Below are 25,004 nucleotides of genomic sequence, written 5' to 3' on the forward strand. Positions count from 1 at the left end.
GCTTCTAGTGGCGGAAATGGCGGATGCCGGTGAAGACCATCGCCATGCCGTGTTCGTCGGCGGCGGCGATGACTTCCGGGTCCCTGATCGAACCGCCGGGATGGATCACCGCCGTCACGCCGGCCTCCGCGGCGGCATCGATGCCGTCACGGAACGGGAAGTAGGCGTCGGAAGCGACGACCGAACCGGCGACGGTCAGGCCCTCGTCCTGCGCCTTGATCGCGGCGATGCGGGCAGAGTAGACGCGGCTCATCTGGCCGGCGCCGATGCCGATCGTGCGGCGGTCCTTGCAGTAAACGATGGCGTTGGACTTGACGAACTTGACCACCCGCCAGGCGAACTGGAGGTCGATCAGTTCCTGTTCAGTCGGCGCGCGCCGGCTCACCACCCGGAAACGGTCGACGGTCACCCGTTCGATATCCTTGTCCTGCACCAGGAGGCCACCGCCGACGCGCTTGCAATCCAGCTCCGGCAGGGGCTCGGCTGGCCAAGCGCCGGCGCTCAGCACCCGCACGTTGGGCTTGGCGGCCAGCACGGGCAGGGCGTCATCGGCGACGGCGGGAGCGATGATCACCTCGACAAACTGGCGCTCGACAATGGCGCGGGCGGTTTCGGCGTCCAGGATACGGTTGAAGGCGATGATGCCGCCGAAGGCGGAGGTCGGATCGGTGGCGTAGGCCAGGTGGTAGGCTTCGAGCTGGGTGCGGCCTTCGGCGACGCCGCAGGGGTTGGCATGCTTGACGATCACGCAGGCCGGCAGCTCGGCGAAGCCCTTGATGCATTCCAGCGCGGCATCGGCGTCGGCGATGTTGTTGTATGACAGCGCCTTGCCCTGAAGTTGCCGGGCCGAGGCGATGCAGCCGGCGGGGGCGCCGGGTTCGACGTAGAACGCCGCGCGTTGATGTGGATTCTCCCCGTAGCGCATCGACTGGGCGCGGCGGAAGCGCAGCAGCAGTGGATCGGCGAAGCCGTCATCACCCTTGCGGCGGTCGAGGTAATCGGCGATCGCCGAGTCGTACCAGGCCGTGTGGCGGAAGGCCTTGGCCGCCAGGGCGAAGCGCGTGGCGTGCGACAGGCCGCCGCCGGAGGCTTCCAGCTCGGCTGACACCGCGGCGTAGTCCGCGGGATCGACGACCACCGCCACCGAGGCGTGATTCTTCGATGCCGCGCGGATCAGGGCCGGGCCGCCGATGTCGATGTTCTCGATGGCGGTCTCCAGGTCGCAACCGGGCTTGGCGACGGTCTGTTCGAACGGATAGAGATTGACCACGACCAGGTCGATCGGGCGGATGCCGTGTTCGGCCATGACCGCCTCGTCGAGGCCGCGCCGGCCGAGGATGCCGCCATGCACCTTGGGGTGCAGGGTCTTGAGCCGGCCATCCATCATTTCCGGAAAGCCGGTATAGTCGCCGACTTCGATGGCCGGGATGCCGTGTTCGGCCAGCAGCCTGGCGGTGCCGCCGGACGAGATGATTTCGACGCCTGCGGCAGCGAGGCGCCGGCAGAACTCCACGCAGCCGGTCTTGTCGGAAACGCTGACCAGGGCGCGGGCGATTGAATGGTTCATTGGAGTTCGTCGATGGGAGAAGCGGAGATAAGGCTCATTCGATGCCGTGCTGCTGCATCTTCTTGCGCAGCGTGCTGCGGCTGAGGCCCAGAACCTGGGCCGCGCGGGTCTGGTTGTGACAGCAGTGCTCGAGGACGGTGCGGATGAGCGGCCGTTCGACCTCGGCCATGACGAGGGTATACATGTCGGTCACGTTGATGCCATCCAGTTGGGACAAATAGTTGACCAAGGCCACGCGCACCTGCTCGCTGAGTACGACGGTCGTGTGGGAATGATCCATGGCCGGCGATTCGAAAGATTCAAGCAATCGATTATCCTGTCTCATGCAGCGGTCTTCTCGAACTGAAACTTCAACAAGGCGTCCACAGCGGAGAGCTGCTGGCGGGCGTTGTCGAGGGAAAAAATCCCCCGTACCGGCTGAGCGTCCAGACCCGGCATGCGGGCGGCGTACCAGCCGATATGTTTGCGTGCGATGCGCACCCCCTGCAACTCCCCGTAAAAGGAATACAGCGCCTCGAGATGGCCGAGGACGGTGCGGCGTATCTCGTCGAGCGTGGGGGGCGAGGGCGGGAGGCCATCCTTGAGCCCAGCAGCGATTTCCCGCAGCAGCCAGGGTTGTCCCCAAGCGCCGCGGCCGATCATCACGGCGTCCGCGCCGGTCGCTCGGAGCACGGCCTCGGCTTTTCCGGGGGAGTCGATGTCGCCGTTGGCGATGACCGGAATGCCGATGACATTCTTAACATGGGCAATTGTAGAGTATTCGGCTGCCCCCGCAAAGCCGCAGGCGCGGGTCCGGCCGTGGACCGTGAGCGCCTGGATTCCGGCGCTTTCCGCGATTTTGCCGATGGTGACCGCATTGCGGGAAGACGGATCCCAGCCGGTCCTGATCTTCAGCGTGACCGGAATCGGCACGGCTTGGACCACCGCTTCGAGTATGCTCGCCACCCGCTTCTCGTCGCGCAGCAGGGCCGAACCGGCGGCGACGTTACAGACTTTTTTTGCCGGACACCCCATGTTGATGTCGATGATGTCGGCACCCAGGTCGGCATTGCGGCGGGCCGCCTCGGCCATGTCCTTGGGATCGGCGCCGACGACCTGCACGCTGACCGGTCCGGGCTCTCCGCGGTGGTCCTGTCGCAACAGGGACTTGCGGGTGCTCCGCAGCGCGGGACTCGCGGCCATCATCTCCGAAACCGCAAGGCCCGCGCCGAATCGCCGGCAGAGACTGCGGAAGGGGAGGTCGGTCACGCCCGCCATGGGCGCAAGAATCACCGGGCTGCTGAGGGTATGGGGTCCGATTTGCATGGTGGCAGCAAAAAAGCGGCGGAGTTTACCGGGAAGCACCTGTGACGCCAAGCACTGGCGTCGCGGGCGCCGGCATGTTATGGCGCACTTAGCCCAGCTCGTAAGTGGTGATGCCGAAGGTGCGCTCCAGCGGCAGGGCCGGTGCTCGCGGGGTATACATGCGGGCGGTCTCGAACACCCGCCGCATGCCGTGGACCGTGGCCAGGCGCAGGGCGGCGGTGTTGGGCTCCGGCACGTCGATGAAAATAGGCGCCGCGCCCGCATGATGGCGGAAGGCCTTTAGCAGGTCTTCGGCGATGCGGGCGGTATCGGCGAACCACGGACCGAGCTTGTAGCCCACGCGGCAAGGGCGCAGCAGGCCGTACCCCGCGATGCCGCCGTCATCGGAACGATAGGTCAGCCCGACGCCGCTTGGCTGGCCCATCCAGACGCGCAGAAAGTCGTCCCGCATGCCGGGGAAAAGAGCGGCATCGTAGGCCAGGAGTTCGCCGAAATCTGCCGGGTCCAGCCTCTGTACCGCGGGGTCGGTTTCGGTGACGGCGGGACCGGTCCATTCGAAACGGACATTGCGGTGGGCAGTCACGAATCCCGACCGGGCATAGCTGGACTGCCGCTCGATCACGCCGTCCAGACCGATCGTGCGCTCTCCCAGATGGTCGACCGCCGTGTGCCAGAGCTTGAGGCCGAAGCCCTTGCCGCGATGTTCCGGCCGGACGATGTAGAGCCCGATGAAGCCGAAGTCGTCGGGATAGGAGACAGCGCTGATGCTTCCCACCGGCTCGTCGCCCAAAAATCCCATGAAAAATCCCTCGGCATCGGTGGAAAAGAAGCAGGCAGCATCGTGCAAGCCCGGATTCCACCCTTCAGCCGCCGCCCAGTCGAGGGCCAGTTCCAAGTGCTCCCGATCCATTCGTTCGATACGAAATTTCTGCTGCATGGCGCCACCTCCGTACACTCTGTGAATGATCATAGCGAACGCCGCGGAAGGGGACTATCCCCCATGAAGTCAGCCGGGCGGGCAGCGCAGGAGGAAGGTCACGGGGCCATCATTGACGAGGGAGACCTGCATGTCGGCGCCGAAACGGCCGGTTGCGAGGGGGGAATGGCGGCTGCGGATGACTTCCACGAGGGCGTCGAACAGCCGCCGGCCGGTTTCGGGATCGGCTGCCGGGGTGAAGCTGGGGCGCATGCCCTTGGCGGTATCGGCGGCCAGGGTGAACTGCGGGACCAGCAGCACGCCGCCGCCGGTCTCGACCACGCTCAGGTTCATGCGATTTTCGCCATCGGCGAATAGCCGGTAGCCGAGCAGGCGCTCGGCCATGCGCGAGACTTGGGGTTCGCCGTCGCCACGCTCGACGGCGACCAGGGCCAGAAGGCCCCGTCCGATGGCCCCGATGGTTTCCCCGTCGACGCGGACGCTGGCCTCGGTCACCCGCTGGATGAGAGCGATCATCTCAATATCTGGGCATGCCGGGATCCACTTCGCGCGCCCAGGCGTCGATGCCGCCGGAAAGATTGATGATTCGTTCGAAGCCTTGGGTTTCCAGGAATTGGGCGACCTGGAAGCTGCGCATGCCGTGGTGGCAGACGACCACGATCTCCCGGTCGGGATCGAGTTCATTGAGCCTCGATGCGATCTCGCCCATGGGGATGTGCAGGCTGCCTTCGATGCGGCAATAGGCGAATTCGTTCGGTTCGCGCACGTCCAGCAGCAGCGGTTTGGGTTCTGCGCTTTTCAGGAGTCGTTCGACTCGGTTGGCGTCCAGTTGTCGCATGGCGGGAAACGGGCAAGAGGGTCCGCGGCACGGGGCTACGGACCCGGGATGGCGGGTTGCCTAGACCTTGATGCCGTGCTCCTGGGCCGCACGCAGCACGGTCTGGCCGATCTGAGCCGGGTTGCGGGCGACATACAGTCCCAGTGCTTCCATCGCGTCCATCTTGGCGCCGGCGGTGTCGGCCTCGCTGGAGATGATGGCGCCGGCGTGGCCCATGCGGCGGCCCGCCGGAGCGGCAAGGCCGGCGACGAAGCCGATGACCGGCTTCCGCATGTTCTCCTTGGCCCAGCGGGCGGCGGCGACCTCCTGGGGACCGCCGATTTCGCCGATCATGACGACGATTTCGGTTTCCGGGTCGGCCTCGAAGGCGCGCAGCACGGTGACGAAGTCGGTGCCGTTGATGGGGTCGCCGCCGATACCGACCGAAGTGGTGATACCGAGCCCCAGGGCGGCCATCTGCTCGGTCGCCTCGTAATTGAGCGTGCCCGAGCGCGACACGATGCCGACCTTGCCCTTCTTGTAGATGTGCGAGGGCATGATGCCCACCTTGCACTCGCCCGGCGTGATGATGCCGGGGGTATTCGGACCGATCACGATGGCGTCCTTGCCCACGCGATAGCGTTGCAAGCGGATCATGTCATGCACCGGGATACCGTCGGCGATGGTCACGGCCACTCTGATGCCGGCGTCGATCGCCTCCATGAGCGCATCGGCGTTGAAAGGGGGCGGCACGAATACGGCGGAGACGTCGGCACCGGTGGCGGCCACGGCTTCGGCCACGGTATCGAATACCGGCAGATGGGCGAGTTCGGGGTCGGGATGGTGGGTGCCGCCTTTGCCGGGGGTGACGCCGCCGACCACCTGGGTGCCCATCCGCATCGCGTCCTTGGCATGGAAGGTGGCGTGCTCGCCGGTGAAGCCCTGGAAGATGACCTTGGAGTGCTTGTTAACGAATACGCTCATGGCTGTTGTCCCTTGACGATGGCGACGGCCTTGGCCGCCGCGTCATCCAGATTTTCCGCGGTGATGAAGGAGAGGCCGGATTCGGCGAGGATCTTGCGGCCCTCGTCGACGTTGGTGCCGGCCAGGCGCACGATCAGCGGCACCTTGATCTGCAGGCTGTCGCAGGCCTGGATCAGGCCCTTGGCGATCCAGTCGCAGCGATTGATGCCGGCGAAGATGTTCACCAGGATGCATTTGACGTTGGGGTCTTCCAGCACGATGCGGCAGGCGTTGGTCACCTTTTCCGGCGAGGCGCCGCCGCCGACATCCAGGAAGTTGGCCGGACGGCCGCCGTGCAGGGTAATGGCGTCCAGTGAGGCCATGGCGAGCCCGGCGCCGTTGACGATGCAGCCGATGTTGCCGTCGAGGGCGATGTAGTTGAGGCCGTGGCCGGAAGCTTCGACCTCCTTCGGATCTTCTTCGGCCAGGTCGCGCATTTCGGTGATGGTGCGCTGGCGATAGAGGGCGTTGTCATCGAAGTTGAACTTGGCATCCAGCACCATCAGCGATTCATCGCTCTCGCCGACCACTGCCAGCGGGTTGATCTCGGCCTGCAGCGCGTCCTTGTCGCGCATGCAGCGGTAGATGGCCTTCATCAGCCTGACGGCCTGGGGCATCAGCTTGCCCTTCAGGCCGATCGCCGTGGCGACCTTCCGGCACTGGAAGTCCAGCAGGCCGATCGCCGGATCGACGACTTCCTTGACGATTTTTTGCGGGGCTTCCTTGGCAACCTCCTCGATTTCCATGCCCCCTTCGCTGGAGGCGATCAGGGTGATGCGCTGGCTGCCGCGGTCGATCACGAACCCCAGGTAGTATTCTTTCTTGATGTGGCTGGCCTGCTCCACCCACAGACGCTGGACCAGCGACCCCTCCGGGCCGGTCTGGTGAGTGACGAGGTGGCTGCCGAGCATGGCGTCGGCATATTGGCGCACTTCCTCGACCGAACCGGCGACCTTGACGCCGCCGGCCTTGCCGCGGCCGCCGGCGTGGATCTGCGCCTTCACGACCCAGCGGCTGCCGCCGAGCTCCTCGGCGATGCTGGCGGCCTGGGCGTCGGAATAGGCGACGGCGCCGTTGGGCACGGGTACGCCATAGGTTTTCAGCAACTCCTTGGCCTGGTATTCATGGATATTCACGGACGATCTCCTCGTTCAACTGAAGTCTGCATCGGCGCGCGACATGCTCGCGGTCTCAACCATTCCGGCGCGACTCGATCTGGTTCATCTGGCGCACCACGTTCTCCGCCATGCGGATCGAAGCGGCATCGATCAGGCGTCCGTCCAGGGATACCGCGCCCTTGCCTTCCTTCGCCGCCTGCTCCATGGCTTCCAGGATGCGGTAGGCGCGGGTGACTTCCTGTTCCGTGGGAGTGAAGATTTCGTTGCACAGTGCGACCTGAGAGGGATGGATGGCCCACTTCCCTTCGCAGCCCAGGGCCGCGGCGCGGCGGGCGGCAGCGCGGAAGCCTTCCGGGTCGCTGAAATCGCCGAACGGACCGTCGATGGGACGAAGCCCGTAGGCGCGGCATGCCGCGACCATGCGGGAAATGCCGAAATGCCACTGGTCGCCCCAGTGATAGGCGCGAGCACCGGTCTCGTCGGGGTCGGTCAGCATGCCGTAATCAGGGTTGGCGCCGCCGATGTTGGTGGTGCGGGCGCGCACCGACGCGGCGTAGTCTGCCACCCCGAAGACCATGGCTTCCATGCGTTCCGGACAGGTGCGGGCGATCTCTTCCACGTTGGCCATGCCCATCGCAGTTTCGATCAGTACATGGATATTGATGGGTTTGAAGCCTTTATATGCTTCGATTTGGGACAGCATGGTCGCGACGAACAAGACGTCCGCGGCGCAGCCCACTTTGGGAATCAGAATGGTATCGAGTTTGTCGCCGCAGGCTTCGACGATATCGACCAGGTCGCGATAGGCGTAATGAGTGTCCAGCCCATTGATGCGGATCGAAACGGCGCACTTGGACCAATCGTAAGTATCGAGCGCGGCGATGATGTTCTTGCGCGCCAGCGCCTTGTCGTCCGGCGCCACCGCGTCTTCCAGGTCCAGAAAAACGATGTCGGCGCCCGCATCGGGCGCTTTTTCAAGCATGCGCGGATTGCTGCCTGGCACCGCGAGTTCGCTGCGGTGGAGACGGTTCTTGACAGCCATGTGACCTCTCGAATCTGTAGGAGTTGTATCTTGTGCGTATTTCGTGTGCAACACCGCTGGGTGAGCGCGTGCCGCCGGAAGGGTCGCCTTACGGCGGCCGGGCAGCGCAAGGCGTATCGGACGTTCTTGACGAATGGTCGTCTGTCCGTACACGGCAAACTGTGCATTATAAACCAGGCTGTTTCGTTTCCCTAACAGAGCATGCCGGCAGGAATGTTCTATACTGCTCGGACGAGGTAACCGTACGGGAGCGTCGGAAGGTGTCCCGCCTGGACAGGCCGCGCGTTCCCACGTCATGGAGGCGCTGTCCCTAGGGAGGCAAATCTGACCTGTATCAACAAAATCGCACAAGGAGAATTGTTACGGTGCAGGTTTTTTGCTAGCATCCTTTTGGCAAGCAACTAACTGTTGCTCCGGAGCAACGCTTTATCCAACCAAACAATACTTTGTCGAGGGGATTGTCATGAATCAGATCAAGAAATCGGGCGGCATCACCACGCTGCTCACCGCTTCGATCGCCGCCGCTCTCGCGCCTCAGGTTTCCATGGCTGCTTCGCATTCGCATGCCTCTTCCGCACAGTCTTCGCTGGAGCGGAGGCTGCAGGTGATGGAACAGGAAATGCAGGCGCTGCGTGCCGAACTTGATGCATCGCGCGCAAAGACCGAAGCCGAAACCGCGGAGGCGAAGTCCGAAGCCAGCCGGGCCGCCCAGCAAGTGCAGGCCCAGCAGGCCAAGGTGGACCAGAGCACTGCCGAACTGGCCAAGCACGAAGAGAAGAAGGACGATTTGGCCTTCTTCCGCGGCGGCTGGGCGGCCATGAGCCATGCCCGCACCAACGAGCTGCTGGTCAACAACAACCTCCTTTCGCCGTCCTCTTTCGGCGACAACAAGGCCGGCTGGTACGTCGGTGCGGGTTTGGATCACCGGCTGAGCGACGATACCTTCGGCATCTCCGACGATCTGGCGCTTGATGTCGAACTGATGTGGGAATATAAGAATTACGGCAGTGCCAACAACGCCTTCGTGAGCAGCCAGCTCGGCGGCATCCGGTCTCAGGCCCAGGTCACCATGTTGTCGCTCAATACCTCGCCGAAGTTGAAGTACACCGGCATCAAGGACTTCCGTCCCTGGGTCATACCGTTCGGCCTCAGCATGAACGTGATCAGCCCGCCGTCCAGCGGTGTGACCGTCTTGAATCCCGGCCTGATGTTGGGTACCGGTCTCGAATACAATATCTTCAAGAATCTGTGGGTCGGCGCCGACTTCCGCTACACCTTTACGGGCGGCGATGTAGGCTACAGTGTCAAGACTGCCGGCGGCAAGACCATCCTGAACAGCACCGACACGGACAACTACACCGCGGGTGCCTACGTCGGTATCGGCTTCTGATGAGCGGAAGAGTTCATCAGGCCTGACACCGGCCGAAAAAAGGGGGATCGCGGATCCCCCTTTTTTTCTTTACCGGCCGTTATACTTTACAACGGCTCGTTGACAAATTTTCAATGAAATCGCTTTACCCGCCGATCGAGCCCTATTCCGTCCATCATGTCGGGGTCGGGAACGGGCATGCGGTCTATGTGGAGGAATGCGGCAACCCCGAGGGTATTCCTGCCGTGTTTCTGCATGGGGGACCCGGTTCCGGCTGCAGAAGCCATCATCGCTCGTTTTTCGACCCGGAGCGTTACCGTGCGATACTCGTCGATCAACGGGGCTGCGGGCGGTCGACTCCGCACGGTAGATTACGGAACAACACGACCCGGCATCTGCTCGGCGACCTGGAATCCATCCGGGCGTGCCTGAACATCCCGAAATGGCTGATTTTTGGCGGCTCCTGGGGGGCGGCGCTGGCATTGCTTTATGCCCAGGCTCATCCGGAACGGGTCAGCGGCTTGGTTCTGCGCGGCAGCTTCCTGGCCCGCAAGCGCGATGTGGACTGGTTCGTCCGCGACGGCGCCAGCCGGTTCTATCCCGAAGACTGGCAGCGGTTCATCGACAATTTCAGTCCCAAGGAACGGACCAACCCGGTGGGGGCTGCCCGCCGCCGCGTGAACGGCGCCGACGAACTCGAACAACGGCGAATGGCGCGAGCATGGTGGCTGTGGAGCACCCGCGTCACTCTGGGGGATGCATTCAACCCTCCCGATGACGAATCCCTGCCTGTCGATGCCTTGTCCCAGTGCCGCATCGAACTGCATTACGCCGCCGCCCGCTATTTCCTCAGGGAAGGGCAGATTCTCGAAGACTGTCCGAAGATTGCCCATATTCCCGCGATCATCGTGCACGGCCGGCAGGACCGGGTCTGTCCCCCCGAGGCGGCTTGGTTGCTGCATCGGGCATTGCCGCGATCGGAGCTGAAGATACTGCCGAACTCCGGCCACATCGCCCAGGGCGAGGAAATGATCGATGCGTTGGTGACGGCATTGGAGACCCTGACGGGACGGCTGTCAGCCTGATTGTCCGGCATGGCAGGCGCCGCATCCCGGATCGCCGCTATGGTATCCTAACCGTCTGTCTCGTTCCCTCGGTCCAATGATCCTCCCCGACTTCAGCCTTGCCCGCGTAGTGGTCGTCGGAGACCTCATGCTCGACCGCTACTGGTTCGGCGGAACCTCCCGCATCTCGCCGGAGGCCCCGGTGCCGGTCGTTCGGGTGGAGAATGTGGAAGAACGCATCGGCGGGGCGGGAAACGTGGCGCTCAATCTGGCGGCGTTGGGCGGCACGGTCGATCTGCTGGGCTACGCGGGCGAGGACGAAGCCGCCGATGTGTTGGCGAGCCTCCTGACCGCGGCGGGCATCCGCAGCCACATCGAACGTGTTCCCACGGCCGCCACAGTCACCAAACTCCGCATCATCAGCCGGCAGCAGCAGCTCATTCGCCTGGATTTCGAGGGCGGATTCGGCCATCTCGATCCGGCCGTCCTGGTCGCGCGATTCCGTGCGTTGCTGGCCGAGGCGGGTGTGGTCGTCCTATCGGACTACGCGAAAGGCACACTTGCCTCGGTTCATGAATTCATTGCAGCGGCACGCTGCGTCGGCATACCGGTTCTGGTCGATCCCAAGGGACGGGATTTCGAGTGTTATCGAGGCGCCTCCCTGTTGACGCCCAACCTTGCCGAATTCGAAGCCGTGGTCGGCGCATGCCGGGACGATGCGGCGATCGAACGCAAAGGTCTGGAGCTGATCGCAGGACTGGACCTCGGAGCCCTGCTGGTCACGCGGGGCGAGCATGGCATGAGTCTTCTGGAACCGGCGGGAGGCGCGCTGCACCTTCCGGCGCATGCCAAAGAGGTGTATGACGTGACCGGTGCCGGCGATACGGTCATCTCGGTGCTGGCCGCCGCGCTCGCCGCGGGCAGGCCGCTCCCGGAGGCCGTGGCTCTGGCGAATCTGGCCGCCGGCATCGTGGTCGGAAAGCTCGGAACGGCCGCGGTCTCGCCGGAGGAACTGGCCATCGCGATCCACGGTCAGCGGGCGCCGAGCCGCGGCGCGATTAAGCTCGCGGAATTGCTGGACGTGCTCGATCCGTTGCGGCGTGCCGGCGAACGGATCGTGGTCACCAACGGCTGTTTCGACCTGCTGCATCCCGGCCATGTGCATTATCTGGAACAGGCCCGCGCCTTGGGCGACCGCCTGATCGTGCTGGTCAACGGCGACGACTCGGTGCGGCGCCTGAAAGGGGCAGGCCGTCCGGTCAATCCGCTGGCCCATCGGATGGCCATGCTGGCTGCTTTGGAAAGCGTCGACTGGGTGGTGGCATTCGAAGGGGACACCCCGCGCGATGAAATCTGCGCCATCCGGCCCGACGTGCTGGTCAAGGGCGGCGACTACCGCGACATCGCCGCGATCGCCGGACACGATTGTGTCCTGGCGGCCGGAGGCGAAGTGAGGGTGCTCGATTTCGTCGACGGCCATTCGACCACCCGCCTCATTGAAACCATCCGCAACGGTTGATTGAACTCAAGATGTCCGATTACGCCCGATCGATCGACAAACGCGTGGAGGCACTCAAGGTACCGCCCCACTCGATCCAGGCCGAACAGGCGGTGCTGGGCGGCCTGTTGCTCGACAACCTGACCTGGGATGTGGTCGCCGACCGTCTCGTCGAGGAGGATTTTTACCGGCGCGACCATCGCCTGATTTTCCGCGCGATCCGCCAGCTCTCGGAAAAACAGGTGCCGTTCGACGTGGTCACGCTGTCGGAGGTGCTGGAAAAGACCGGTGAGCTGGAGGATGCCGGCGGTCTGGCCTATCTCGCCGTGCTGGCGCGGGAAACGCCCAGCGCCGCCAACATATCGGCCTATGCCGACATCGTGCGCGAGCGCGCCGTTCTTCGGCAGCTCATCCATGTCGGCACCGAAATCGCCGATTCGGCCTATCAGCCGGAAGGGCGTGGCATGAGCGAGCTGCTCGAGCACGCCGAGCAGCGCGTGTTCCAGATCGCCGACCAGCGCCAGCGCGGCAGCGCCGGTTTCAAGCCGATCAAGAGCCTGCTGGTCGCGGCCGTCGACCGCATCGAGACGCTGTTCCAGAAAGAAGGGCACATCACCGGCGCAAGCACGGGATTCGCCGATTTCGACGAGATGACCTCGGGCTTGCAGCAGTCCGACCTCATCATCATCGCCGGCCGCCCGTCGATGGGTAAAACCACCTTCGCGATGAACATCGCCGAAAATGTGGCGATCAAGGAAGGCCTGCCTGTCGCCGTGTTCAGCATGGAGATGCCCGGCGAACAGCTGGCGATGCGCATGATGTCCTCGCTCGGCCGCATCGACCAGCACCGGGTCAGGACCGGCAAGCTGGAGGACGACGAATGGCCGCGCATGACCTCGGCCATCAACATCCTGGCCGAGACCAAGCTCTTCATCGACGACACGGCGGCGCTTTCACCTACCGAGGTCCGCGCCCGCTGCCGTCGGCTGGCGCGCGAGAACGGCCAGCTCGGGCTGGTAGTGCTGGACTACCTGCAACTCATGCAATGCTCGGGCGGCGAGAACCGGGTGGCCGAAATTTCCGAGATCTCCCGCTCGCTCAAGGCCTTGGCCAAGGAACTGAACGTGCCCGTGATCGCCCTGTCTCAGCTCAACCGCAATCTGGAGCAGCGGCCCAACAAGCGGCCGGTGCCGTCCGATCTGCGCGAATCGGGCTCGATCGAGCAGGATGCCGACCTGATCGTGTTCATCTACCGCGACGAGGTCTACCATCCGGACAGCGCCGACAAGGGCACGGCGGAAATCATCATCGCCAAGCAGCGTAACGGCCCGATCGGCACGGTGCGGATGACCTTCCTGGGCCAATACACGCGCTTCGAGAACTTCATCGCCGATCCTTATTCCAGCGAGGGGTACTGAAGCCGTGGTGCCCGCAGCCCGCGCCGTCCTGGACATGGCGGCCTTCGCCCACAATTTCGCCTGGATCCGCGCCGCCGTGCCGGATTCGAGAATCATGGCCGTCATCAAAGCCAATGCCTACGGGCACGGGCTGGTCCGAGCCGCTAGAGCGCTGCCGGCAGCGGACGCGTTCGCCGTGGCGCGGGTGGAGGAGGGCGTCGTCCTGCGCCAGGCGGGTATCGCTCAACGGATCGCGGTGCTGCAGGGCTATACCGACGAGGAAGGGATGAGGCTGAGCGCCCGCCATGGTCTCGAACCGGTGATTCATTCCGGCTTTCAGCTCGATCTGCTGGAGCGGCTCGATACTCGTGTCCCGATGGGGGTGTGGCTAAAGGCGGACAGCGGCATGCATCGGCTGGGATTGGGCGAAGAGGAGTTCGCCCGTGCGCGGACGCGGCTGGCGCGGATGCCGCAGGTGTGCCAGCCGGTGCCCGTCATGACGCATCTGGCCAATGCCGACGTCACCGATGACCCGGCGACGGAGATACAGCTCCGCTGTTTTGGCCGAATGGCTGGCGACGGCGGCGAATTCAGCATCGCCAACTCGGCGGGTCTCATGGCCTGGGAAGCAGCCCGCGGCGCCTGGGTCCGGCCCGGCATCCTGCTTTACGGCGTATCGCCGTTTCCCGGCCGGCCCGGCCCGGAAGAAGGCTTGAGGCCGGTCATGACCCTGCAGAGCCGGCTGATTGCGATCAAGCACCTGAAAACCGGCGACGCGGTCGGCTATGGCGGCGATTTCGTGTGCCGGCGCCCGACCCGCATGGGCATCGCGGCCATAGGCTACGGCGACGGCTATCCCCGCCGCGCGGCCACCGGCACACCGGTACTGGTCCGAGGCAGGCGCGTGCCGCTGATCGGCCGGGTCTCCATGGACATGATATCGGTCGATCTGACCGATTGCCCGACGGCTGAAATCGGCGATACGGTGACGCTATGGGGACAGGGGCTACCGGTGGAGGAAGTCGCACGCTGCGCCGACACGATTCCCTACGTGTTGCTGTGCAATGTCACGCAGCGGGTGAACATGGTGGAAACCGCCGCCTGAAGCGCCGGACCGGCTATTGTTTCTTGGCTATGGCGAAGACCAGCGTGGCTCCGCCTTGGTCCGCGGAAGTGCTGGTGCCTTCGCGCCGGGTGAACATGAATTCCTTGCCGCCGTTCACCAGCACGAAAAACGTCTGGAAGGATTTTCCGCCCAGCATCGCATCGACCTTCCCGGTGCCGTCGAGATACACCTCGTAGGTGCAATCGGACGTATCCTGGGTGACCGCCGCCTTGAGGCCGGCCTTGTTGGCCATGCTGTGGATGCTGCAATGGCCATTGCCGTCGAAATTGAACACGCCGACCCGGATGGCGATCGCGCCGGTGGTGAGCTGGGTCGTGGCATCGAAATCGGCGCCGAAATAGCCTTGCGCGGCGAAGCCGTAACTGCCTTTCAGCCGCTTGTTCGCCAGGGTTTTTCCTTCGTCGTTGTACTCGAAGGCTGGAGCCGCGCCCGGGCCGAGCGCGAACAGAGCGCTTACGGTCAGGAGGACGGTGGAGAGGGAGGGGGAAAAGCCGGGTGTGTGTGTTTTCGTGATCATCGAATGCAGCGAGCAGAGCGGACGTGATTGTCAAATCCGGAGAAATGCAAGTTCGCTGCCACGGACAATCACAAGGCATACGATGACTCGGGATGGGAGTCATCGAAAAGTTGTGTGATATGCCTCGATGACTGCTTGAAATCACACAGGGTGCAATCGGCCGCAGCGGGCATCGCAACGGAGGTCAGCGCAGCTTTCCCATCTGGTAATCCAGCTCGGCGCGGCGCATCTGATATTCGATGCGGGCTTCGATTTCGTCGATGGCGCCGCGCGTGACATTGAGCTGGGCCTGGGTCAGTTCCACGATGGAGCTCAATCCCATCTGATAGCGCGACTGCGCCAATTGGAACGATCGGGTGGTTTCCAGGAACTGCTGGTGAGCGGGCGGCATCCGTTCGAACGCGGTTTTCGCCGCCATCCAGGCCACCCGGACATCGCGCAGGATGTTGTTTTCCGCATCGGTCAATCCGTGGGCCGCGGCTTGGTATTCTTTTCTCGCCTTGTTTTCGCGAGCCTCCAGGGCAAAGCCTTCGAAAACCGGGACATCGATGAGGATGCCGCCGATGACATTGAATTTCGGATACTTGCCCGCCTCGATATTGACCCAGGGCATGTAGTTGATGTCACCCACCAGCTCGATCTTCGGGCGGGCCGCGGCTTTTTCCGCTTCCGCGAACTTTTCCGCCGCCTGCAATTGCAGCCGCAGCGTGCGCAGATCAGGCCTCAAATAAAGCGCCTCGGTGACCGCGGCTTCCAGCTTTCCGATGGGCGACGGCAGAGGCTCCTCCCGCACCTCGAAAATTTCTTCGTCGCGGCTGCCCATGGCGGTGGAAAGCACGGCGCGGGCCGAAGCCAGATCGTTCTGGGCCTTGAGCAGCAACATCTGGGCATCGCTCTGGTTGACTTCCGCGAAGCTGACGTCCAGAGCAGATTTGAGGCCGGATGCGGTCAGCGCCTTGATCTGCTTGAGATTGAGTTCCCGTTGCGCGAGGGTGTCCTCGGCCACTTTGAGCACTTCCTGCGCTTGGACCATCTGAAAGTAGGCAGCGGTCACCAACAGTATGATCTGCGCTTCATTAGCGGCCCGGTTTTCATCGCTGGCCTTGGCATTCAGTTCGGCGCTGGCCACCAGGTTGGAGGTGCGGCCGAAATCATAGATCAGTTGCTTCAGGTAGGCGCCGGTCGCGGCCCGCGATGCAACCGGCGGCGGCGCCAGGCCAAAGCCGGCGGCCAGCCGCGCCGGGGCATTCTTCGAGCTGTTGGAAATCGCTCCGACCGTCTGCTGGGTGATATGGGGGAGATAGGCAGCCCTGGCCTGGATGACGGCCTCCTGCGATGCCTGTGCCTGGAGGTCGGCAACCTGGAGACGGGGGTGGTTGGCGCGGGCGGCGTCCTGCGCTTCCCGGAGCGACAGGGTGCGGGCGCTTGCCGGGCCGGCGGCGGATTCCAGCAGCAGCGCCAAGGCGGCGAGCAGGTTGCGCCGGTCGGATCTCATGGAATGGCCTCCGGCAGGGAAGCAGCGTTCGCTTCGCCGTCGCGATTGCGGAAAATCAGCACGTAGGCGGCCGGCACGATGAACACCGTCAGCACCACCGAGACACTGAGGCCGCCGATGATCACGCGCGCCAGCGGCGCATACGCCTCGCTGCCGGTGCCGAGCTTCAATGCCATCGGAATCAGTCCGATGATGGTGGCGAGCGAGGTCATCAGCACCGGCCGCAACCGTGTCCGGCACGCCTGGGAGGCAGCTTCCTCCACCCCCATGCCCGCGGCGCGCAACTGGTTGGTGAATTCGACGATCAGGATGCTGTTCGAGACCACCATCCCGCTCAGCATGAGCACGCCCATCAGCGACATGACGTTGAGCGTGGTGCCGCTCAACAGCAGCATCAGGATCACCCCGGTGATGCCGGTGGGCACCGCCAGCAGAATGATGAAGGGCGTGACGAAGGAGCGGAACTGGGCGACCAGCACCAGATAGACCAGGATGACCGACAGGCTCAGGCCGACGGCGAAACTGTGGAAAGACGCCCGCATGCTTTGCACGGAGCCGCGCAAGGTCACCACCACGCCTTCCGGCAACGGCATTCCCGCGACGATGTCTTCGATGGCGGTGGCCAGCCGGCCCAGGTCCTCCCCGCTCGGCGCGACGTAGATGTCCATCACGCGCCGGATCTGGTAGTGGTCGACTTCGTTGGGCGAACGCATCTCCGTGATCCTGGCGACGCTGTCCAGGGTCGTCGGACCTTTCACGTTGGGGCCGTGCAATACCAGGTTCTGCAGATCGGCGATGGACTTGATCAGATCCAGCGGATATTGGACGGAAAGGAAATAATTGTTGCCGGATTGGGGGTCGATCCAGTAGTTCGGCGAAATCATGACGTCCGAGGTCAGGGCCGAGATCAGGCTGTCGACCACGTTCTTCTCCGTGAGGCCGACCTGGCCGGCGCGGATACGGTCGACTTCGATGTTGAAGGCCGGCAGATGGTTGTTCTGCGGGGTGAAAATGCCGCCGACGCCGGGAAGCTCACGAATCCTCGCGGTCAGGGCCTTGACAACGCTGTCGGCGGCAGGAAGGTCGTTGGTGCTGACCTGGACGTCGATCGGCGCCGGCATGCCCTGGTTCATGACTGCATCGACCAGCCCGCTGGTCAGGAGGTAGCTGCTCAGTTGCGGCATTTCCGCTGTCAGTGCCTTGCCGATCCGGTCCATGTATTCGAAACTCCCGGTCTTGTGGTCGGCCTTCAGGGCGACCTGCACGAAGGCCGTATCCTCGGTGGAATTGGTGGTGTAGAGCGCCGGCAGGTCGGCCACCGAGCCGATGTTCGACATGACGAGCTGCAGGTCTTCCGGAGCGACGTTGCGGCGGATCAGCGCCTCGACCTGGCGGATCTGGTCCTCGGTCTTCTCCAGCCGCATCCCCGAAGGCGCCTTGATCATGAGGGTGAACAGGCCGGGATCGGTGCGGGGGAAAAATGCCAGGCCAAGCAGCGGAAACAAAAGCAGGCTGGCGGCGAACAGGCCCACGATGCCGGCGAGGGTCGCTTGCGGGCGTTGCAGAGCGAGGGCCAGCAGGGCTTGGTAGCGATCGAGAAAGGCCTTGAAGCGTGCGTCGAACCCCGCGTTGAAGCGGGCCAAAAGGGAAGGGTGGGAGGCCGTGGCGTGCACGCCGCCGTGGACGTTCGTGATGAACCGGGAGCAGAACAGCGGCACCACCGTCATGGCCACGATGTAGGAAGCGAATTCCGACATGACCACGGCCAGTCCCAGCGCCGAGAACAGAAACTTGCTGACGCCCTGCAGAAAGCTCACCGGGAAGAACACGATGGCCATGGTCAGGGTGGCGGCGAGCACCGGCAGCGAGACTTCCATGCCGCCCCGCTCCGCGGCCTCGGCAGCCGGTTTGCCCATCTCCATGTGCCGGAAGATGTTTTCCAGCACGATCACCGAGTTGTCGATCAGGCGCGAGAACGCCAGCGCCAGGCCGCCCAAGAGCATGGTGTTGACCGAGCCGCCGCCGAGGTACATGACGAAGAACATGGTCAGCGCCGACAGCGGGATCGACAGCATCACCGCCCCGGTGGCGCGCGGACTGCCGAGGAACATCAGGATCATCAGGCCGGTCAGGCACAGCCCGGTCAGTCCTTCGTGCATCAGGTTCTCGATGGCGCTCTTGACGAACAGCGACTGGTCGAAGATGACGTCGGTCACCAGGGTCTTGGGCACGTCGAGCAGGCGGGAGACGATGTCCTTGATGCCGTCGACGATGGCGATCGTATTGGTATTCCCCCCTTGCTTCAGCACCGGCACGTACACCGAGCGCTGGCCGTCGATGCGCACGATGTTGGTCTGGATCATGGTGTCGTCCTTGGCCCGGCCGACATCGCCCACCATGACCGCTCCCTGCCCGACGGTGCGCAGCGGCACTTGCTCGAGCTCCCGCATGGTGGCGACCTGGCTGTTGGTGTAGATGTTGTAGGTCAGGTTGCCGATGCGCGAGAAGCCGGCGGGGAGGATCAGGTTGGCGTCGTTGACCGAACTCACCACGTCGTCGATGCTCAGGCCGTAGGCCTGCATCTTCACGGGGTCGACGTAGACCTGGATCTGCCGCATCTTGCCGCCGAACGGCAACGGCACCGAGGCGCCGGGCACGCTCGCCATCTGGTTGCGCACGTTGAAGCGGGCGATGTCCAGCAAGTCCTTTTCGGCCAGGTCCTTGCCCCTGAACGTCACCAGGCACACCGGCATGCTGGAGGCATCGGATTTCAGGATCACCGGCGGCAGTGTCCCTTGCGGGAGGCGGCGGAGCGTCGCCATCGCCAGATTGGAGATACCGGTCAACGCCGAGTCCGGATTCGAGCCGGGATGAAAGTACACCTTGATCAGACTGACGCCGGGCAGGGAACGTGATTCGATGTGATCGACGTCGCTGGCGAGGGTGAACATGCGCTCGAACGGCGCGGTGATGGCCGTTTCGATCTGCTGCGGCGGCATGCCCGAGTAGAAGGTGGCGACCATCACCACCGGTATGTTGATGCTCGGGAACAGGTCGACCGGCATTCGCAGCAAGGCCGACACGCCCAGCACCCCCGCCATCAGCCCGCAGACGATGATGAAATAGGGGAAGCGGAGGGCGAAACGGGGCATCTTGGCAAGCCGGGGGTTACGGTCGTCTATTGCCCATCGTCGGCGGCCGGGACGTCGAACGACACCGTTTTCGTCTGCACGATCTGGCCGGGAACGAACCGGGAGTGTCCAGCGACGATGACCTTCTCGTTTTCCGCCAGGCCCGAGATCACTTCGTAGCGGTTCGGCGATTTGATGCCGAGCTTCAGCTTGCGATCCTCCACCTTGCCGTCCGGACCGACAACCAGGACCGTCGGCTCCTTCCCGTCTTCATCCACGGCTTCGACGGGGATCGCAAGGACTTGGTCGCGCCGCGCCAGCACGAACTCCACGGAGGCCAGCATGCCCGGTTTCAGTTCGAACCGTGGATTGGGGATCAGGAGCTGGGTTTCCATGGTGCGCGTGATGTCGGTGGTTTTCCCCGTGAAGCGCCAGATTTTCCCGTCGAAAGTGCGGTTCAATGACGGTACGTGAACGGTGACCGGCGCATCCGTATGAACCAGCGAAACCATGGATTCAGGGACGGGGAACGAAAGCCGCAGCGGATCGACCTGCGTGATCCGGACCACCGGCATGGCCTGCTGGCTGGACTGGATGCCTTGAGGCACCATGGCGCCGGTGTCGGCATAACGCTTGGTGACAATGCCCGTGAATGGCGCCCGGATCGTCGCATAGTCGGCCAGTGCCTGGGCCTTGAGTTCCTCCGCCTGGGCTTCCGCGAGTTCCTGTTCGGCTACCAGGGCGGCGGCTTTGCGGGAGGAAAGTTCCGCCGCAGTGGCATCCGCTTGGGACCGGGCGATGTCGATCTCTTGCTGTGCCACCAGATTGGGCGTGGTCTGGTTGACCGAATACATGCGCTTGTACGTCAGCTCCGCCTGATAGGCAATCGCTTCGGCGCGGTGGATATTGCTGCGTACCAGCCGGATTCGCTCACGGGCCCGCAAAACGGCGGCGTGGGCACGGGCCAGATCCTCCTCGAGCTCCGGAACCTCGAGGACGGCGAGAACCTGGCCTTCCTTGACGGCATCGCCGATGTCCACGTCGATTCTTTTCACGTAGCCGGCCACCTTGGCATGCACGTCGACCTGCTGGTACGGCTCGAACTCCGAGGCGATATTGCGCGTGCTGATCAGGTCCGCGCGCACCACCGGTGCGACCGCCGCCACGCTTTTCGTTGTTGCAGTGTTCTCGTTGGAGTCGCCGTGGTCGGAGCAGCCGGCGAGAGGAGTGAGGAGAACGAATAGGGAGAAAGGAAATCGAAAAGACCCGAGCAGGCGGGAAGCGCCGGTTCCACTTTGTATCACTTTCATGTATTTGCCTTCCTTGACTCGAATATCTTGTGACAGCAGGATGGATGGGCGCCTGATGACATCGTTCCAAGCCGTGAAGGGATCCCTTACCGGGGCGTCTAGTATCGGCAAAGATTCACGGATCAGCAAACGTCATGGGCGAGGGCACGGGAGGATTTCCCGCCAACAGGAGCGGAACAGGAAGGTTGCGGGACGGATAAGGACGGGCCGGCTGGGAAAGCCGGCCCGTGGCTCGATTCATGAGCCGCGAAGCCGGACAGTCGCCGGTCGCATTGTTGCACGGCATGGTATCTCGCGGAAGCTTCCCGCAAAGCCTCGGAACGCCCATCCAAACCTCAGCTTGGAATTCCCACAGCCGCCGACACACGGACGGAGACGGCGAGAACCCCGCCCATCAGATCCAGTTGTCGTCGCTGGTTCCGGTGTCGTCATCCGAAAAGTCGTAGCCGGTGTCGAGGAAAGAATCGTCCTGGTCAGACCAGCCGTTCTGTTGGTCGGAGGCGGGAGCCTGATCGGCGCCGTAATAGTTGTTGATGGTGGTGTTTTCGGTCACGTGTTCTCCGGCCGATGCGCCCCAGGGATCGTGCTGGCCCCCGTGCATCAGACTTTCGATGCCCTGGAACAGGAACGAGCCGGCCACCACGCCGGCGGCGGTCGATGCCATGTTGCCGAGGAAACTGGGCGCACCGGATGGTTGCAGGGGCGGCGCGGCAGGCTGGCGATAGCCCGGCGGTGTGGCGTCCCAGGTGCGGCCGGCCGGAGTCCCCGTCTGCGCCCAGGGATCGCCGCCCAGGAAGCGGCCGCCGCGATTGACCGGGGCGGGCTGGCGCTGGAGTTCCTCGATTCGGGCCTTGGCGTTTTCCAGGGCCTTCTCCAGCAACAGGTTGCGCTGGATCAGCAGGTAGGCGGCATCGGGCTGGCGTGCCGTCGCTTGCTGGATCAGCCGGTCCGCCTCGGGGTCCTTGTCGATCCCCTTGATGTCGGTCAGCCTGGAAAGAAAGTGTTCGAGTACCTGGCGTTCTTCAGTGTTCATAGGTCGATGTTCGATAGCGGGCGGCATGCCCGACACCCCCATTGTCGGGATCGATGCGAGGATTTCAATGGGGGTAATGGCGGGACTTGCGCCGAAGTTCAAAGCATGTGCCCGATGGCCGGATGTTCTTCCCTCAGGCGTGCGCGGAAGCTTTCCACCCAGTCTCCGGCGGCGCGGTCGGCGCGAGGTCCCGTGACGGAAACCTGCTGCCGGATGCGCAGGGGGTGGTCGGTCAGAAAAACCAGGCGGTCGGCCAGCGCGATGGCTTCGCGGACATCGTGGGTCACGAACAGCACGGTATGGGGCCGCTCCTGCCAGACGGCGAGCAGCAGTTCGCGGATTCGGCGGCTGGTCGCGGCATCGAGCGACACGAAGGGCTCGTCCATGAGCAGCAGGGCGGGGCGGACGGCAAAAGCCCGGGCCAGTGCGGCGCGACGACTCATCCCCAGGGACAGCCGCTGCGGGAACTGGTGCTGGGCGTGGGTGAGTCCGAGAATGTCGAGCAGGTGGTCGACGTGCTCGCGGTCGGTTTCGCCCTTCGGCAGCGCCAGTTCGATGTTCTGGCGGACGCTGCGCCAGGGCAGCAGGCGCGGCTCCTGGAATACGTAGGCGGTATGGGGCCGGTCGCCGGCCTCCTCGCCGAAGTCGACGCTGCCTTCGAATTCCCTGTCCAGGCCGGCGACGATGTTGAGCAGGGTAGTCTTGCCGCAGCCGGAAGGACCGACCAGGCAGACGAATTCGCCATCTCCCAGGTTCAGCTCCAGGTTTTCGATGACCGCCGGGTTTTCCCGCGAGGTCGGCACCCGGTACAACTTCCGCACGATCCGGATGCGAATCATCGCCGCCACCGCATTGCCCGCGTCTCCAGGGGCTGGAAGATTGCCCATTCGATGAGCTGGATCACGCCGACGAAGGCGATCGTGTAGGCCAGAATGCCCGCCACGTCGAACAGCTGGAAGAACAGGTGCAACTGGTAACCCATGCCGTCGCTGCGACCGAGGATTTCAACCACCAGGATGATTTTCCAGATCAGTGCCACGCCGTTTCGGGCGGCGGCGACGAAGAACGGAAAAAGCTGCGGTGCGATGACATGGCGCAAGGTCTTGATGCGGCCGAAGCGATAGGATTCGGCCATCTCCAGCAGGTTGCGGTCGAGCGCGCGGGTGCCTTCGCGCAGGGTGACGACGACGTTGGGCAGTTTGTTCACGACCACAGCCGTCACCGCCGCGGCTTCGCCCAGCCCGAACCAGACGTAGCACAGGATGATGATGACGAGGGCCGGCACGTTGAGGAACAGCATCACCCAGACATCGAAGAAACGGTCGAGGTGGGGGTGCCGTCCCAGCAGCACGCCCAGCGCGCTCCCCAGGCTCATCGCCAGCACGAAACTCACCGCCAGCCGTGACAGGGTGGCGCCGAGATGATGGAACAGGTTGCCGGAACGGACTTCCCCGGCCAGCACCGTCAGGACCGCGGAAGGGCTGGGCAGGGTAGCCGACGCCGTCGCGTTCGCCGCGATGTGCCAGAGTCCCAGCAGCACCAGCATGGAGAGTGCGGGGTAAATCCTGTAAAAGCTGGAGCGTAGGGAGGGCACGCCGGGGAGAGCGATCATGGGACTTGAAAGGCGTGATATTGTACGGGGCGAAAGGGGCTTTGTCCCCGCGGTGCCGGGGACTTTCGATTCGAGGAGAGATTGCCGACCAATGTCCGACGAAGAGTCAATCAAGACCCGGCTGAAGCTCCGGGCGGTGGCCGTCGATACGTACCGGGAAAACGTGGCCTACATGCACCGGGAATGCTCGGTGTACCGGGCGGAAGGCTTCCAAGCGCTGGCCAAGATCCGGGTTGGCTGCAACGGCAAGCAGATCGAGGCGGTGCTGAACGTGGTCGACGATATTTGCATCGTCGGTCCGGACGAACTGGGCCTTTCCGAACAAGCGTTTCAGCGCTTTGCCGAGCCGGCGGGGCAGCCGGTCAACGTGGCCCAGGCCGAGCCGCCCTTGTCCATGGATGGAGTCAGGCGAAAGATCGGCGGGGAGCGGCTGGATTACGGCGACTATCAGGCCATCACCAGCGACATCGCCAAGGGACGCTATTCCAAGATGGAAATGGCCGCGTTCCTGGTGGCGACCGGCCAGAACGGCCTCGATCGCGATGAAGTGCTGTCGCTGACCCGGGCGATGCTGGAAACCGGGGTGCGCCTGAACTGGAACGAGCCGCTGGTGGCCGACAAGCACTGCATCGGCGGTATTCCGGGCAACCGGACCTCCTTGCTGGTGGTGCCCATCGTGGCGGCGCATGGCATGCTGATCCCCAAGACGTCCAGCCGGGCGATCACCTCGCCCGCAGGGACGGCGGACACCATGGAAGTGCTCGCCCGCACCGACCTGGCGCCGGAGTCCCTCGACCGGCTGGTGCGGATGGAACGGGGCTGCCTGGCCTGGGGCGGCACCACCCGGCTGGCGCCGGTCGATGACATGCTGATATCCGTGGAGCGCCCCCTCGGCATCGACTCGCAAGGCCAGATGGTGGCCTCGATACTGTCGAAGAAGCTGGCTGCCGGCGCCACTCATCTGCTGCTGGACATCCCGGTCGGCCCCACCGCCAAGGTGCGGCAGATGCGCGATGCCATGAGCCTCAGAAAGCTTTTCGAATATGTCGGCGACCGCGTCGGCCTGCATTTGGAAGCCGTGATCACCGACGGCAGCCAGCCGATCGGCCGCGGCATCGGTCCGGTGCTGGAGGTGCGGGACGTCATGCAGGTGCTGGAAAACGATCCGCAAGCGCCGGTCGATCTGCGCGAAAAATCCCTGCGCCTGGCCGGGCGTATCATCGAGTTCGATCCCGATGTCCGCGGCGGCTTCGGCTATTCGATCGCGCGCGACATCCTGGAATCGGGCCGGGCGCTCGCCAAGATGCAGAGGATCATCGACGCCCAGGGGCGACAGGAATTGCAACTGGAACCCGGGCGGCTGTGCTTCGACGTGCTCGCGGACCGAACCGGCATGGTGGTGGCGATCGATAATTTCTTCTTGGCGCAGACCGCCCGCCTGGCCGGCGCGCCGATCAGCAGGGGCGCCGGGGTGGATTTGTTGCACAAGCTGGGCGACATGGTGGAGGAGGGGCAACCGCTCTACCGGGTCTATGCGGAATTCCCCGCCAATTTCGAATTCGCTCACGAGTTCACTCGTGTCAGAAGCGGCTACCGTATCGGCGACGCTCAGTCCCTCCGCAGACTGCACACGGAATTCTGAG

The 25,004-nt window shown here is 64.0% G+C and carries 22 protein-coding genes; 6 read left to right on the top strand and 16 right to left on the bottom strand.

The annotated features are described in order from the left end of the window. Positions 1-4 precede the first annotated feature (4 nt). The 9 genes from purH to GNH96_RS10470 form a co-directional block, all read right to left on the bottom strand. Positions 5-1,567 (bottom strand): bifunctional phosphoribosylaminoimidazolecarboxamide formyltransferase/IMP cyclohydrolase, encoded by a 1,563-nt coding sequence (gene purH / locus GNH96_RS10430; protein WP_169603614.1) that lies wholly within the window; start codon positions 1,565-1,567, stop codon positions 5-7. Between the two features lie 34 nt (positions 1,568-1,601). Next, a complete protein-coding gene (locus GNH96_RS10435) occupies positions 1,602-1,874 on the bottom strand; it encodes a helix-turn-helix domain-containing protein (RefSeq protein ID WP_228719816.1) in 273 nt (90 codons plus the stop codon). Positions 1,875-1,888: 14 nt separating this feature from the next. After that, the gene (gene dusB, locus GNH96_RS10440) at positions 1,889-2,872 is read right to left on the bottom strand and encodes a tRNA dihydrouridine synthase DusB (protein WP_169603616.1); all 984 of its coding nucleotides are present in this window, start codon (positions 2,870-2,872) and stop codon (positions 1,889-1,891) included. Positions 2,873-2,960: 88 nt separating this feature from the next. Beyond that, positions 2,961-3,809 carry a GNAT family N-acetyltransferase gene (locus GNH96_RS10445; RefSeq protein WP_169603617.1) on the bottom strand — a complete coding sequence of 283 codons (849 nt, stop codon included), beginning with the start codon at positions 3,807-3,809 and terminating at the stop codon, positions 2,961-2,963. 69 nt (positions 3,810-3,878) lie between these two features. Continuing rightward, a complete protein-coding gene (dtd, locus tag GNH96_RS10450) occupies positions 3,879-4,325 on the bottom strand; it encodes a D-aminoacyl-tRNA deacylase (protein ID WP_169603618.1) in 447 nt (148 codons plus the stop codon). Position 4,326: 1 nt separating this feature from the next. Beyond that, positions 4,327-4,647, bottom strand: a complete 321-nt coding sequence (locus tag GNH96_RS10455) for a rhodanese-like domain-containing protein (RefSeq protein ID WP_169603619.1) — start codon at positions 4,645-4,647, stop codon at positions 4,327-4,329. Between the two features lie 60 nt (positions 4,648-4,707). After that, the gene (gene sucD, locus GNH96_RS10460; RefSeq protein ID WP_169603620.1) at positions 4,708-5,610 is read right to left on the bottom strand and encodes a succinate--CoA ligase subunit alpha; all 903 of its coding nucleotides are present in this window, start codon (positions 5,608-5,610) and stop codon (positions 4,708-4,710) included. Continuing rightward, positions 5,607-6,785, bottom strand: coding sequence for an ADP-forming succinate--CoA ligase subunit beta (gene sucC, locus GNH96_RS10465; RefSeq protein ID WP_169603621.1), 1,179 nt, complete (start codon positions 6,783-6,785; stop codon positions 5,607-5,609). Before sucC ends, sucD begins: the two co-directional genes overlap by 4 nt. A 55-nt stretch (positions 6,786-6,840) precedes the next feature. After that, positions 6,841-7,809 (bottom strand): HpcH/HpaI aldolase/citrate lyase family protein, encoded by a 969-nt coding sequence (locus tag GNH96_RS10470; protein WP_169603622.1) that lies wholly within the window; start codon positions 7,807-7,809, stop codon positions 6,841-6,843. A 463-nt stretch (positions 7,810-8,272) separates the two neighbouring features. On the opposite strand from GNH96_RS10470, the gene GNH96_RS10475 reads away from it, so the two are divergent. The 5 genes from GNH96_RS10475 (at position 8,273) to alr (ending at position 14,242) form a co-directional block, all read left to right on the top strand. After that, positions 8,273-9,199: a hypothetical protein gene (locus tag GNH96_RS10475; RefSeq protein ID WP_169603623.1), complete on the top strand. Its 927-nt coding sequence runs from the start codon at positions 8,273-8,275 to the stop codon at positions 9,197-9,199. Between the two features lie 113 nt (positions 9,200-9,312). Further along, complete coding sequence (gene pip / locus GNH96_RS10480; protein ID WP_169603624.1) at positions 9,313-10,263, top strand: prolyl aminopeptidase; 951 nt, start codon at positions 9,313-9,315, stop codon at positions 10,261-10,263. 76 nt (positions 10,264-10,339) lie between these two features. Then, on the top strand, positions 10,340-11,761 hold the full coding sequence (gene hldE / locus GNH96_RS10485) for a bifunctional D-glycero-beta-D-manno-heptose-7-phosphate kinase/D-glycero-beta-D-manno-heptose 1-phosphate adenylyltransferase HldE (protein ID WP_169603625.1): 1,422 nt from the start codon (positions 10,340-10,342) through the stop codon (positions 11,759-11,761). A gap of 11 nt (positions 11,762-11,772) precedes the next feature. After that, positions 11,773-13,158: a replicative DNA helicase gene (dnaB, locus tag GNH96_RS10490; protein WP_169603626.1), complete on the top strand. Its 1,386-nt coding sequence runs from the start codon at positions 11,773-11,775 to the stop codon at positions 13,156-13,158. Between the two features lie 4 nt (positions 13,159-13,162). Further along, positions 13,163-14,242, top strand: coding sequence for an alanine racemase (gene alr, locus GNH96_RS10495; RefSeq protein ID WP_169603627.1), 1,080 nt, complete (start codon positions 13,163-13,165; stop codon positions 14,240-14,242). A 13-nt stretch (positions 14,243-14,255) separates the two neighbouring features. Here the strand turns inward: alr and GNH96_RS10500 are convergent, their stop codons facing one another. From GNH96_RS10500 to GNH96_RS10530, 7 genes are all read right to left on the bottom strand, one after another. After that, positions 14,256-14,780 carry a hypothetical protein gene (locus GNH96_RS10500; protein WP_188114774.1) on the bottom strand — a complete coding sequence of 175 codons (525 nt, stop codon included), beginning with the start codon at positions 14,778-14,780 and terminating at the stop codon, positions 14,256-14,258. Between the two features lie 184 nt (positions 14,781-14,964). Next, positions 14,965-16,275 carry a TolC family protein gene (locus GNH96_RS10505; protein WP_169603628.1) on the bottom strand — a complete coding sequence of 437 codons (1,311 nt, stop codon included), beginning with the start codon at positions 16,273-16,275 and terminating at the stop codon, positions 14,965-14,967. Next, on the bottom strand, positions 16,272-19,427 hold the full coding sequence (locus GNH96_RS10510) for an efflux RND transporter permease subunit (protein ID WP_169603629.1): 3,156 nt from the start codon (positions 19,425-19,427) through the stop codon (positions 16,272-16,274). Before GNH96_RS10510 ends, GNH96_RS10505 begins: the two co-directional genes overlap by 4 nt. A gap of 26 nt (positions 19,428-19,453) precedes the next feature. After that, complete coding sequence (locus GNH96_RS10515) at positions 19,454-20,572, bottom strand: efflux RND transporter periplasmic adaptor subunit (RefSeq protein ID WP_228719817.1); 1,119 nt, start codon at positions 20,570-20,572, stop codon at positions 19,454-19,456. A 538-nt stretch (positions 20,573-21,110) separates the two neighbouring features. Further along, complete coding sequence (locus GNH96_RS10520; RefSeq protein WP_169603631.1) at positions 21,111-21,749, bottom strand: DUF2076 domain-containing protein; 639 nt, start codon at positions 21,747-21,749, stop codon at positions 21,111-21,113. A gap of 98 nt (positions 21,750-21,847) precedes the next feature. Then, entirely contained in the window at positions 21,848-22,588 is a 741-nt protein-coding gene (locus tag GNH96_RS10525) for an ABC transporter ATP-binding protein (RefSeq protein ID WP_169603632.1), read from the bottom strand. Then, on the bottom strand, positions 22,585-23,361 hold the full coding sequence (locus GNH96_RS10530; protein ID WP_169603633.1) for an ABC transporter permease: 777 nt from the start codon (positions 23,359-23,361) through the stop codon (positions 22,585-22,587). The genes GNH96_RS10525 and GNH96_RS10530 overlap by 4 nt, the downstream gene beginning before the upstream one ends. A 91-nt stretch (positions 23,362-23,452) precedes the next feature. On the opposite strand from GNH96_RS10530, the gene GNH96_RS10535 reads away from it, so the two are divergent. Next, the gene (locus GNH96_RS10535; protein ID WP_169603634.1) at positions 23,453-25,003 is read left to right on the top strand and encodes a thymidine phosphorylase family protein; all 1,551 of its coding nucleotides are present in this window, start codon (positions 23,453-23,455) and stop codon (positions 25,001-25,003) included. The last annotated feature ends 1 nt before the right edge of the window (position 25,004 follow it).

Source organism: Methylococcus geothermalis, assembly GCF_012769535.1.
In the GTDB taxonomy this organism is placed as follows: Bacteria; Pseudomonadota; Gammaproteobacteria; order Methylococcales; family Methylococcaceae; genus Methylococcus; species Methylococcus geothermalis.

Excerpts from the sequence above, each read along its gene's own strand:
- GNH96_RS10530 (WP_169603633.1), bottom strand. The coding sequence starts at position 23,361 with ATGATCGCTCTCCCCGGCGTGCCCTCCCTACGCTCCAGCTTTTACAGG.
- GNH96_RS10510 (WP_169603629.1), bottom strand. The coding sequence starts at position 19,427 with ATGCCCCGTTTCGCCCTCCGCTTCCCCTATTTCATCATCGTCTGCGGG.
- dtd (WP_169603618.1), bottom strand. The coding sequence starts at position 4,325 with ATGATCGCTCTCATCCAGCGGGTGACCGAGGCCAGCGTCCGCGTCGAC.
- pip (WP_169603624.1), top strand. The coding sequence starts at position 9,313 with ATGAAATCGCTTTACCCGCCGATCGAGCCCTATTCCGTCCATCATGTC.
- GNH96_RS10445 (WP_169603617.1), bottom strand. The coding sequence starts at position 3,809 with ATGCAGCAGAAATTTCGTATCGAACGAATGGATCGGGAGCACTTGGAA.
- GNH96_RS10505 (WP_169603628.1), bottom strand. The coding sequence starts at position 16,275 with ATGAGATCCGACCGGCGCAACCTGCTCGCCGCCTTGGCGCTGCTGCTG.
- GNH96_RS10500 (WP_188114774.1), bottom strand. The coding sequence starts at position 14,780 with ATGATCACGAAAACACACACACCCGGCTTTTCCCCCTCCCTCTCCACC.
- GNH96_RS10475 (WP_169603623.1), top strand. The coding sequence starts at position 8,273 with ATGAATCAGATCAAGAAATCGGGCGGCATCACCACGCTGCTCACCGCT.
- dnaB (WP_169603626.1), top strand. The coding sequence starts at position 11,773 with ATGTCCGATTACGCCCGATCGATCGACAAACGCGTGGAGGCACTCAAG.
- GNH96_RS10525 (WP_169603632.1), bottom strand. The coding sequence starts at position 22,588 with ATGATTCGCATCCGGATCGTGCGGAAGTTGTACCGGGTGCCGACCTCG.
- dusB (WP_169603616.1), bottom strand. The coding sequence starts at position 2,872 with ATGCAAATCGGACCCCATACCCTCAGCAGCCCGGTGATTCTTGCGCCC.
- GNH96_RS10455 (WP_169603619.1), bottom strand. The coding sequence starts at position 4,647 with ATGCGACAACTGGACGCCAACCGAGTCGAACGACTCCTGAAAAGCGCA.
- GNH96_RS10520 (WP_169603631.1), bottom strand. The coding sequence starts at position 21,749 with ATGAACACTGAAGAACGCCAGGTACTCGAACACTTTCTTTCCAGGCTG.
- GNH96_RS10470 (WP_169603622.1), bottom strand. The coding sequence starts at position 7,809 with ATGGCTGTCAAGAACCGTCTCCACCGCAGCGAACTCGCGGTGCCAGGC.
- hldE (WP_169603625.1), top strand. The coding sequence starts at position 10,340 with ATGATCCTCCCCGACTTCAGCCTTGCCCGCGTAGTGGTCGTCGGAGAC.
- purH (WP_169603614.1), bottom strand. The coding sequence starts at position 1,567 with ATGAACCATTCAATCGCCCGCGCCCTGGTCAGCGTTTCCGACAAGACC.
- sucD (WP_169603620.1), bottom strand. The coding sequence starts at position 5,610 with ATGAGCGTATTCGTTAACAAGCACTCCAAGGTCATCTTCCAGGGCTTC.
- GNH96_RS10535 (WP_169603634.1), top strand. The coding sequence starts at position 23,453 with ATGTCCGACGAAGAGTCAATCAAGACCCGGCTGAAGCTCCGGGCGGTG.